Annotated in this window: 6 protein-coding genes and 3 pseudogenes; 6 read left to right on the forward strand and 3 right to left on the reverse strand. The window is 34.7% G+C overall.

The genetic code is table 11. The features are described 5' to 3' along the window. Positions 1-29 precede the first annotated feature (29 nt). The 6 genes from AC0L5U_RS15445 (at position 30) to AC0L5U_RS15470 (ending at position 9232) form a co-directional block, all read left to right on the forward strand. Positions 30-653: a lipoprotein signal peptidase gene (locus AC0L5U_RS15445; protein ID WP_473417381.1), complete on the forward strand. Its 624-nt coding sequence runs from the start codon at positions 30-32 to the stop codon at positions 651-653. A 196-nt stretch (positions 654-849) separates the two neighbouring features. After that, positions 850-5721, forward strand: a complete 4872-nt coding sequence (locus AC0L5U_RS15450; protein ID WP_473417382.1) for a LamG-like jellyroll fold domain-containing protein — start codon at positions 850-852, stop codon at positions 5719-5721. 281 nt (positions 5722-6002) lie between these two features. Further along, positions 6003-6548 (forward strand): T9SS type A sorting domain-containing protein, encoded by a 546-nt coding sequence (locus AC0L5U_RS15455; protein ID WP_473417383.1) that lies wholly within the window; start codon positions 6003-6005, stop codon positions 6546-6548. Between the two features lie 13 nt (positions 6549-6561). Next, a complete protein-coding gene (locus AC0L5U_RS15460; RefSeq protein WP_473417384.1) occupies positions 6562-7809 on the forward strand; it encodes a PQQ-dependent sugar dehydrogenase in 1248 nt (415 codons plus the stop codon). 416 nt (positions 7810-8225) lie between these two features. Next, the gene (locus AC0L5U_RS15465; RefSeq protein ID WP_473418311.1) at positions 8226-8900 is read left to right on the forward strand and encodes a fibronectin type III domain-containing protein; all 675 of its coding nucleotides are present in this window, start codon (positions 8226-8228) and stop codon (positions 8898-8900) included. Beyond that, positions 8849-9232, forward strand: a complete 384-nt coding sequence (locus tag AC0L5U_RS15470) for a T9SS type A sorting domain-containing protein (RefSeq protein WP_473417385.1) — start codon at positions 8849-8851, stop codon at positions 9230-9232. The genes AC0L5U_RS15465 and AC0L5U_RS15470 overlap by 52 nt, the downstream gene beginning before the upstream one ends. Positions 9233-9294: 62 nt before the next feature. On the opposite strand, the pseudogene AC0L5U_RS15475 reads toward AC0L5U_RS15470, so the two are convergent. From AC0L5U_RS15475 to rimK, 3 pseudogenes are all read right to left on the reverse strand, one after another. After that, positions 9295-9862: pseudogene (locus AC0L5U_RS15475) on the reverse strand (5-formyltetrahydrofolate cyclo-ligase). A gap of 59 nt (positions 9863-9921) precedes the next feature. Continuing rightward, a pseudogene (locus tag AC0L5U_RS15480) lies at positions 9922-10895 on the reverse strand (succinylglutamate desuccinylase/aspartoacylase family protein). Further along, a pseudogene (rimK, locus tag AC0L5U_RS15485) lies at positions 10896-11770 on the reverse strand (30S ribosomal protein S6--L-glutamate ligase). Between the last annotated feature and the right edge of the window lie 150 nt (positions 11771-11920).

The following is an 11920-nucleotide window of genomic DNA, read 5'->3' on the forward strand; positions in this document are numbered from 1 at the left end:
TACTGCTAAAGCTGCAGTTTATCAAATAAATGTCTCTAAAAAAATCCATTCTTTTAATTATTGTTATCCTACTAATAGATCAAATAAGTAAGATATATGTTAAAACACATTTTGTGCTTCATGATAGTGTTGAAGTATTTAGTTGGTTTAAAATATACTTTATCGAAAATGAAGGAATGGCATGGGGAACAAGAATTAGCGATTTTGTATCGTTTATTTCAGACAGAACAGCTAAAACTTTTTTAACATCATTTAGAGTCATTGCAATTTTTGGAATTGGTTATTGGCTTTATAGTGCCACCAAAAAGCGAAGTTCTAAAATATTAATCGTTGCTGTTGCATTAATTTTTGCAGGTGCATTAGGAAACATCATAGATTCTGTATTTTATGGTGTGATTTTTAATGATAGTAGTATGCAAATAGCCGATTTTTTACCCGAAGAAGGAGGTTATGACACTTTACTTCATGGCAAGGTAGTAGATATGCTATACTTCCCGTTATATAAGGGATACCTGCCTGAGTGGATGCCTTTTTATGGTGGTAAATTCTTTACTTTTTTTGAACCTGTTTTTAATATTGCAGATATGGCTATCAGTACAGGTTTTATAATGCTTATTGTGTTTAATAAACGTGCGTTTTCTCAAAAAAAATAATTTTTTCATAAATTTTACTACTACGCACTAACTACTCAAACTTATTAACAAATGTTAAAGTTTGTTTTTCTCTTTTATAAGTGTAAATTTTTTTAATTTTTGTCGATGAATTGCTCAAAAATAACGATTAAGTGTCAAGATGTTAAGCTCATAGCCCTCAAAAGAGTTTAGTGTTTTTCTAAATCTAAATTGTTGAATGAAAAGAACCTACTTTAACTCTCGTCACTATTATTTAATAGTTGCTTTTTGTATGCTAGCCTTTTTCTGTTCTGACAGACTAGTAGCTCAATGTGCACCTTCTGGAATGGTGTCATGGAATACTTTTGCAATGGAGAATGTTACTATCGCAGGGGACAATTCTCCAACAGAAATAAACTATACTGACCTAGGAGACAATACTACCAACCCAGAGATGTATACCGATAATACTGGTCTAACAGTAGAAATGTCTCCAGGAGGGGCATATAATTTTTCAATAACTCACCTTAAAGAAACTTGGGGAAATTTAAGAGTAAGAATGTGGATAGATTATGGGAGTGGTACATTTGTACAAGTATACGATGATCCTGCTTATTCTAATAATGGTACAGCTTCTCAGACTAGTACTGGCTCAATAACTATTCCAGGAGGGGTATCAGGACTAGCCACTCTTAGAATAGCAACGGGTTATTGTTCTGGTTGTGGTGGAGGTAGTTCATTACCTGCAGATGGTTGTAGTTACATTGAACGTGCTGAAGTACACGATTATACGATAGATTTTGGCGCACCAATCGATCCAGTTGCTAATAACGATAATTTAATAGTTGAAAAAAATAGTACTGCTGGAGTTGCAAACCAAGTTGATGTTAGTAGCAATGATAATATAGGTAGTTCTCATGGCAGTGATGGAGATGATTATGCTATAAATACTACACCAGCAAATGGTACAGTCTCAGAGATTACTGATGGTGTTTTTGAGTATATCCCAAATGCAAACTTTATAGGAAATGATAGCTTTACTTATAATATTTGCGATTCAAACAATGATTGCGCAACTGGTACCGTAAATGTATCTGTTAATTTTGGCATATGTATACCAACTAGCAATTCCTATGGAACTCATTATATAACAAATGTTTCTTCTACCGGAGAGGCTGCAACAACAATTAATAATACCTCTGGAGATAATAGTGGTTATAACGACTTTACTGGCTCCGTTCCAGCAATAACCTATTATAAAGGCGGTACATATCCAATTTCAATTTCTGTAAATAATTCTACTGGAGAAACTATGGGTTGGACGGTTTATATAGATTTAAATGGAGATGCAGATTTTAATGATGTAGGTGAAATGCTCTACAGCACAAATGGTACAGAAGCTATACCTTTTGTGGTACAAAATATTACGATACCAACTTCTGCGATAAATGGAAATACAGCGTTAAGAGTGGGTACTAGAAGATATTATTCCTCAAACCAACCTTGTGGAAATTCAGGAGGGCAACCAGAAGAATTTGAAGATTATTTAGTAAATCTACAGATAGATCCTTCAGCTCCTGCAGAAATTGATATTACTGCAAACGGAAATAATATAGTTGATGGTGATGTTACAACAAATACTAACAACAATACAGATTTTGGAGTGTACGATATATATAGTACAATACCTTCATCAAGAACATTTACTATTACCAATAATGGTGGTACAACTTTAAATTTATTTGGAGCACCAGTAACTATTACTGGAAGTGCAGATTTTTCCGTGGCAGCCCAACCGTCAACCAATATAATTGGCTCATCAGTTTCAGTAACTTTTACTATTGCTTTTAGCCCTACAGCACCAATTATAGGTACAAGAACAGCTATAGTTTCGATTACTAGCGATGATGCTGACGAAAACCCATACACTTTTGCTATAGAAGGCTTCGGAGAACAAACATTCCCAGATACGGATAATGATGGTGTCCCAGATAATATCGATTTAGATGATGATAATGATGGTCTTCTAGATGTTATAGAACAAGTCTCTTGTGTAGCTAATCCTGTTGCAACTACAACTGATGTAGTTTTTTTAAATGAAGATTTTCAATCAGGAACAACAAGAGGAACAATTATTGGTGCGACATACTGTTTTGAAGATGGGATTGGGTTGGGAGCTTGTGGTGGATCAATAAATCTGAATGATGGAGCATATACTGTATATTACAGAGCTGCTGATGCCGATGGCACTAATGATACTCCAAATGGCGAAGTAGCTTCTTGGGCAGATCAATTTTGGTATCCAGGTCTAGACCATACACCTAATGATATAAATGGTAGAATGGCAATGTTTAATGCTGATTTTGATCCAGGTATTTTTTACGAAACCACTATTACTGGTGTAAGTGCTGGTGTAGACATTACTTATGGGTTTTCAGCTATAAATTTAGATAGAGCTGATGCGCCAGGAATAGCAACTAGAGAAAGACCTTCAGTCTTAATCGAAATTTTAGATCCTACAGGAACAGTTATTACATCATCATCTTCAGGGCCAATAGCTCCTACAGCTGATTATGTTAACGGAGATTGGGTAAATGTAAGTGCAACATTCAATACTAACTTTACACAATTTAAAGTACGATTAACTAATGAAAGTCCAGGTGGTTTAGGTAATGATTTAGCTCTTGATGATATTTTTGTGTTACAAACACTATGTGATTTAGACGGAGATGGTGTTGAAGACGCCATAGATTTAGACAATGATGATGATGGTGTACCAAACGTTATTGAACTACAACTCACAGATGATGATAAGGATGGAACCGTAAATAACGATACTGGTGCTTATATGTGGGTAGATATAAATAATAATGGAGTACAAGATTTATATGATCCTCAAGATGCTTCAGGGCGTAACCCTGGAGATATCGGTTTTTCAGGTTCAGTAGGGACTCAAATAGATTTAACAAATCCTATATATGATACTGATGGTGATGGCGTATTAGATTATTTAGATTTAGATTCTGATAATGACGGAATTTTTGACACAGTAGAGTATGATAACAGAGGAGATACAGATATAAATGGAGATGGTAATGGAGATGGTTTAGATAGAAATATTCTAGACGGCTCTGGAAGTCCGATTTTAAACGATGAATTTGATGGTGATGGTATTTTGGGTCCTGCTGATGCTAATGATGATGATGCAGATGGATTAGACCACGGAACAGGTAATGCATACCCAACACCAATAGATGACGACGGTGATGGGATACCAAATTTTAGAGATGTTGATAGTGATGATAGCCCTAATGATTTTTCTAACGGAAGCGATATAGATAAAACAGAAATCTATGCACATTTAGATGCTAATAATGATGGTGTTTTAGATGATACTGTAGATACCGACAAAGATGGTATTTTAGATATTTTTGATACAGATAATACTTTATTTGGATCTCCTAGAGATTTAGATGATTCTTACACATTGTTTTTTGATGGAAGAAACGATTATGTTGAAGAAGCATCTGTTATAGATGGATGGGCAAATGTTACTGTAATGTCATGGATTAAAGTTGAGCCAGGTTCAACAGGCAAACGTGTTATTGTAGGTCAAGACGAAATTCAATTATATGTAACTAATACTGGGCATGTTGCCGCTACAGCTGATGGAAATACTTTAACATCTGCCGCTGAAATAGCAGAAGGTATTTGGGTGCATGTTGCTGCAATATACAATACTACTAGTGGTGCTTTTACATTATATGTCAATGGAGAACAAGAGGCAACAACTGCTGTAGCGAGTGCTTTACCATCAGATGTTTCTAGTTTCACTTTAGGAAGAACACCAGATACAGATGGTGATTATTTTGAAGGTCAAATAGATGAAGTTAGAGTCTTTACAAAAGCCTTAACTGAAATTGAACTACAAAGAATGGTCTATCAAGAATTAACATCTGCCGAACGTGGTGCTATAATTCCAGTAGACATTTCAGGAACTTTAGCAGGAACATTATCCAGATATTATAAGATGGATACTTATACTGATGATATTACTGGCAATGGAACTACTGGTGGAAAAATGTATAATATTAAAGATATTTATTTCCAAACCGCACCACTTCCTTATGAAACAACAGTAGATGGTCTATGGGCAAACGATGCAACGTGGTTACATGGTAATGTTTGGGATATTGGTAGTGGTGCTGGTAACAAAGACTGGTCTATTGTTCATGTAAAAAACAACATAACTACAGCTAGTCGTCAAGCGACATCTGGATTAATTATAGATTCAGGTGTTGAATTAGAAATTAATGGGGAATTACAAAATAGTTGGTATTTAAGTTTAAATGGCACAATAGATTTACAAGGCCAATCTCAATTAATACAAACACAAACGAGTACTTTAACTGGTTCAGGTACTTTAGAAAGAGATCAACAAGGAACTACAGATATATTTCATTATAATTATTGGTCTTCTCCAGTACATTCTAATAATCCAGATTCAGATATTGATGGTAATGAAACTTATACGGTTGGCTCTGTTTTAAACGATGGTAAAGACCCTGATAATCCACAAGCTATTAACTTTTTAGGAGGAAATAATTATGATGGCGATGGTAATGCTACACCAAATATTGAAATAGCAGATTATTGGATATGGAAATTTAATAACAGAGCTAGTGATACTTATTCTGAATGGCAACAAGTAAGAAGCAGCGGTAATTTATTAGTTGGAGAAGGATTTACAATGAAAGGTCCTGGGCCCGGCCCTGATGCAATTGGCAATTATGTATTTATAGGAACGCCAAACAATGGAGAGATAAATTTACCCACTACGGGAGGTAATGATTATTTAGTAGGTAATCCCTACCCCTCAGCTATTGATGGATCAGAATTTTTAAGTGATAATTCACATTTAGACGGGACGCTCTATTTTTGGGAACATTATGGTGGAGGATCACATAATTTAGGGGAATATCAAGGGGGTTATGGTTTATACAATTATTCTGGTGGCGTACCTCCTATAAATGGTAGTGCTGCAACTCCGGATCCAGATGTAGATCAAACTGGGTCAGGTTCTATAACTCCAAAAGGTATATCCCAGTAGGTCAAGGATTTTTTGTTGTTGCTAGTTCAAATGGAAATACAAAGTTTGAGAACGATCAAAGAATTTTTGTTACAGAAGGCGCAAATTCTTCATTTTTCAAAACTTCTAAAACTAAAAAATCTCAATTATCTAATTTAGAAGATAATAGATCTAAACTTAGAATAGGTTACAAATCTCCTACAGGTTATAAAAGACAACTCTTAGCAACTGTAGATGAAAATGCATCTTTAGATTTTGATTGGGGCTATGAAGGGGCTTTAATTGAAAACAATGCAGAAGATATGTATTGGAAAATAAGTGATGCAAATTATATCATTCAAGGTATTGACGAAATAGATGCTGTTAATACAATACTTCCGTTAGGCATAAAAACTAAAGAAGAAGGTGTTATTGAGATTACACTTGATGCACTTGAAAATGTAGATGATGCTACAGAAATCTATTTAAGAGATAAAACTAATAATAACTATCATAATTTGAGAGATTCAAAATTTATTGGTACAGCACTCAATGGCGTAAATGATGAGAGATTTGAAATAGTTTTTTCAAATCAAAGTCAGGTATTAAATCCAGAGATTGCATTAGATAACCAAACATCTCTTTTTTATGATAATTCAAACAAAATTTTGGTCTTACTCAATCCAACAAATTATCAAATTCATACGCTAGAGCTTTTTAATACATTGGGGCAGAAAATTTTTGAAAGCACTATTGATAGTTCTGAAAGTCGTATTGAGATTTCAGCCAATATCGTATCGGGAGTTTACATTTCAAAAATTAAAGCATCAAAAATGAAAATTTCGAAAAAACTGATTATAAATAATTAATAGCAAACCAAAAATGATTAAAAAACTACTTTTAGTTGCCATTTTAACTGTTACTATTAACACGTTTGGGCAAACACCAATGACTCCTAGTTCTAGTGCGATAACCGCCGGGTCAAATTGGACAACTACGAAAATCACAAGTGATAACGCCTTAGATTTTCCATGGGAAGTAACCTATGGACCTGATGGTGATTTATGGATTACAGAACGTTCTGGAACCGGGAATTCATCACAATGGGAATCAGGAGGACAAAAAATAGTTAAGGTAAGTACTGCTACAGCAACTAATACACCTACAACACTTATCGATTTAAGCTCAAAAGTAACAGTTTCAAAACAAGGGGGCTTAATGGGAATGGCAATTCATCCAGATTTATATGATGATATTACTACTACAACAAATAACTACGTTTTTGTTTCATATAGTTATGATGATGGCGGAGATTTAAAAGTTAGAATTGTTAGATTGATTTATAACAATGGTACAGGGTTACTTACTGAAGATACAAGCTTAAACTCAAATGGTTCAATAATTGAAGGGTTACCCGGAAGTGATGATCATAATTCGGGACGTTTAAAATTTGGTCCAGATGATAAATTGTATTATTCAATTGGAGATCAGGGTGCTAATCAATTTGGTAATTATTGTGATCCTATTTTATCTCAAACATTACCAACATCTGCAACAGATTTTGATAATTACCCTGGAAAAACTTTACGTATGGAAATAGATGGTTCTGTGCCTGCCGATAACCCTACATTAAATAGTGTACAAACTCATGTTTATACATACGGGCATAGAAATCCACAAGGATTAGTATTTGCGCAAGATGGTACATTGTACAGTTCTGAACATGGACCAAAAACTGATGACGAATTAAATAAAATAGTTTCCGGTAAAAATTACGGATGGCCAGAAATTGCAGGGTATTATGATAATATGGGATACCAATATTGTAATTGGTCTTCAGCCTCAAACTGTAGCTCTCAAACTTTCAGTAATGATGCTTGTCCTACTGGTGATGGCGCTACCAACGCAACAGAATATGAATCTTATCCTTCTGGAGCACCATCAAATTTTGAAAACCCAATTGGAACTTACAATAGTACAGTAGCTTCTGAGCCTTCTGGAAGTTATTTTACTTGGCCTGGTGTAGCTCCGGCGAGTATTGATATTCACGAAGCAGGTAGTATTCCTTGTTGGGATAAATCCTTATTAATTCCAACACTAAAAGAGGAACTATTTTTAGAGCGAAATTAAACGCAGCTGGAGATGATATAGTTGATGATTTTTATGAGGAATTTCATTCATCAAATGATCGTTATAGAGATATTGCAATTTCGCCAGATGGTTTAACAATATATGCCGTAACTGATAATTCAGGAGGAACTTCTGGCCCATCATCAACGGGTGGTGTTAGTATTACCAACCCTGGTGTTATTATTAAAATAGAATATGTAGGCCCTGCGGTTACAGACCCAATTAGTGCACCTACACTAGATGATATTGTTACATACTGCCCAATAACACTTACTGCGCCAACGGTACTTTCAAATGAAAGTGATTGTCAAGACATTGTTGGTACGACTACAGACCCAATTACTTATAGTTCAGGTTCTCATGTAGTTACTTGGTCTTTTGATGATAATGGCACTATTGTAACTGCAAATCAAAATATAACAGTTAATGCATTACAGACGCCTTCAAATCTTTCGGTAAACCCTAACACTACAACTGCTGAAATATCTTGGGATGCTATAGATAATGTGTCTTTTGAAGTGAGATATAGAGAACAAGGTGCTTCTGTTTGGTTAGCTGAAACAACTTCAAATAGTAGTATAACTTTAACAGGTTTAGAACTTTCTACTACTTATGAATATCAAGTAAGAAGTGATTGTGGGGCTTCTCAATCAGGTTACACTACGCTGGATACTTTTACAACAAATGCTTTGTCATATTGTAATGCATTTGGTTTGACTAGAGGGCACATTAGTAATGTTGCAATATTTGGAGAAAGCGGAACATCAATTGTAAACGGGTCATCAGTAAATACAGATTATACAGATTTTACAGGTGTTACTCCTGTAGATTTAAATGCTGATGGTTCAACAAGCTATACATTAAATGTAAGTACTAGTTATAATCAATCTGGAGTTGCTGTTTGGATAGATTTAAATCAAGATGGTGATTTTGATGACTCTGGTGAGAAGGTTTGGAATGATGCTTCGGGAACTACTGCTAATTCCCAAGAAGCAATTCATTTACAATTCCTCTTTCTGCGCTTAGTGGAAATACAAGAATGCGTATCGCATCAAGACGATATTGGACACCTTCAGGGCCATGTGGATTAGTTGTGAATAACGATAATGATGCAGAGGTTGAAGATTATACTGTAAATATTGTAAATAACACATTATCAAATGCCGCTGATGTAATTTCAAGTTTTGTGGTATACCCAAATCCAATTGAGGATAGATTAAATATAAAATTACCTCAAGAATATACTTTGATTAATCTTGGTGTTGAATTACACGATATTCAAGGGCGCATTATAAGACGAAAAAGAGTAAATAATTCCAATATAACTATCGATAATCTTAATACATTAAGTAAAGGTGTTTATTTTGTAAGATTTAAAGATGGGAAAGGTGTTATAGGATCAAAAAAATTAATAAAAATGTAAGTTGCAAATCCATATTTAAAACTTATTTAGAGCATCAGAAAATTAATTTTTCTGATGCTTTTTTAGTTTTTAAAGTTGTAAACCGTTTCAGCTGTCACACAATAATCCAACCCAATATCCCCATCAAAAACATCACTAATATCATTTTCAGCTTCAAAAAAGACAACCCAATTTTTACGGTTTCAGGTTTACAATTGGCTAAAAACCGATCATAAAACCCTTTACCATAACCCACACGATTTCCTTTTGTATCATAAGCTAACAATGGAATGAAAACCACTTCAATTTTGTCATTAGTAATTTCTATACCATTAACAGGTTCAGGGATATTATAACTATTTTTTTTAATAACTATATTATCAGTCAATAGAAAATGCGTCATCTCTCCCGTTTTAAAATCACTTTTAGAAATCAAGATATTTTTGTCTTTTCCCGATAAAATATTCAAAATATAATCAGTATTCACTTCCTTTTGCGCTTCAATAGCTAAAAAATATGGTAAAACGAATATTCCCAAATAGGCAATTTTAAAAGCTGATTTGAAATAGCTAAACTCAAATCGTCAATCTGAGTTTCAGATAAGTTTTTCCGAAGTGCTTTGTATGTTTTTCGTAATTCAGCTTTTGTCATTTGGTGCTTTGTTTTTTAGACCTGTCAGGTTTTGGAAACTTGATAGGTCTCGTGACATACTACCGTTTGAGTTTCGTAGAAATATGAAACAATGCATCCCCTTGATAAACAATAGGCGATTGATTCACGTTAATAATATATCCCGCATTCGAAGTTTTAACAGCGTAGTTGAATTTGCCATAGGGGTCAGTAATATTGCCTAAAACATCGCCTTTTTTAACTTGTGAGCCAATACTAATGGAGGCTTTGAACATTCCAGAATGTGTAGCGCGCAACCATCGACTATCATTAATGAACACGCATTCTTTTTTAGGTTTCGACGATTTATAATTTGACCGTAACATCCCTAAATGTTTCAATACACGTTTAGAGCCATTAACACCAGAATTGGTAACAATATCATCAATATGAAACGATTTTCCGCCTTCAAAAAGCAAAAGTGGTTTTCCAAGTTTATAACAAGTAGTTCTAAATGATTTTGATAAATTTTTAGAGTATAACACAAAAGGAGCCCCAAATACTTTAGCTAAGTCATTTAGCTCTTTATTTTCTTTAGAGTAACGTAACTGGGGTGCATTAAACCTACCCGAACCCCCTGTATGAAAATCAATAATCAAATCCACATGCGGAATAATATCATGTATTAATTTATAAGCTACACGTCCTGCCAAAGACCCCGAAGGACTCCCAGGAAACACACGATTTAAATCCCGCCCATCAGGAAACTCGCGTTTTAAATTAATAAACCCGAAAATATTAATAACAGGCATGCAAATAACAGTACCGCATTTGGGCTTGTTAATACCTTTTGCAATCAGTTGTCTTACAATTTCAACACCATTAACCTCATCGCCATGAATTCCGGCAGTAAAAAAACAGTAGGTCCAGGTTTTTTTGAACGTTCAATAATTACTGGAATATTTACAGGCGATGCCGTATGCAAATTAGCCACATCAAAATTAACCTCTTTACTTTCTCCAGGTTTTATGTTTTCACCTAGAATGGTTAAACCATCGTCATTTACTTGCGTCATTTATCGTTTGTTTTTTTCAATAAAAGAAATAATAGCTTTTGCGATATTGCGTCCAGTAGCGGTTTCAATGCCTTCCAAACCAGGAGTAGAGTTTACTTCCAAAAGTAAAGGTCCGCGAGAAGATTGCAACATATCCACCCCACAAACAGGCAATTTTAATGCACGCGATGCATTCATGGCCAATTTCAATTCATCATGATTCAATTTTATAATATTAGCACTACCACCACGATGTAAGTTAGACCTAAATTCGCCCTCCTTACCTTGGCGTTTCATAGCACCAACCACTTGTCCATCAACCACCAAGGCACGTAAATCTGCTCCGCCAGCTTCCTTTATGAATTCTTGAACAATAACGCGAGCTTGCAAACCGTTAAAAGCTTCTAAAACCGATTCTGCAGCATTTTTGGTTTCGGCTAAAACCACTCCTAAACCTTGCGTGCCCTCTAAAAGTTTAATAATTACAGGAGTACCACCAACATGGTCAATAACCTCTTCAACATCCCTAGAATAGTTGGTAAATACCGTTTTTGGCATCCCAATACCAGCTTTACTTAGGCGTTGTAAACTACGCAGCTTATCGCGAGAGCGTTGTATAGCATCCGATGTTACAATCGTAAAAACCCCCATCATTTCAAATTGTCGCACTACTGCGCAGCCATAAAAGGTTACCGAAGCTCCAATTCTAGGAACTATAGCATCAACATAGTCTAAATACCTATCTTTATAATAGATAGTGGGCTTCTCCTTTTCAATGATAATGTCGCACTTTAAAGGATCTATCACTTCCATTTTATGCCCTTTTTTTCTCCCTCTTCAATAAGTCGGTCGGTAGAGTACAAATTTGCGTTTCTGGATAGTATAACTATATTCATTTATCAATTGTGTTTTATTTTAAAAAGAAACATTTTCAAAACCTACATCAACCAAAACGTTTGTTTTGAAAATTTTCTACCAATTAAAACGTGGAACTTCATATCGTTTCTTGTGCTTAAAGTTAAGTTAATTCTATATGATTATCCAAA

It is taken from the genome of Jejuia sp. G7-7 (genome assembly GCF_055808955.1).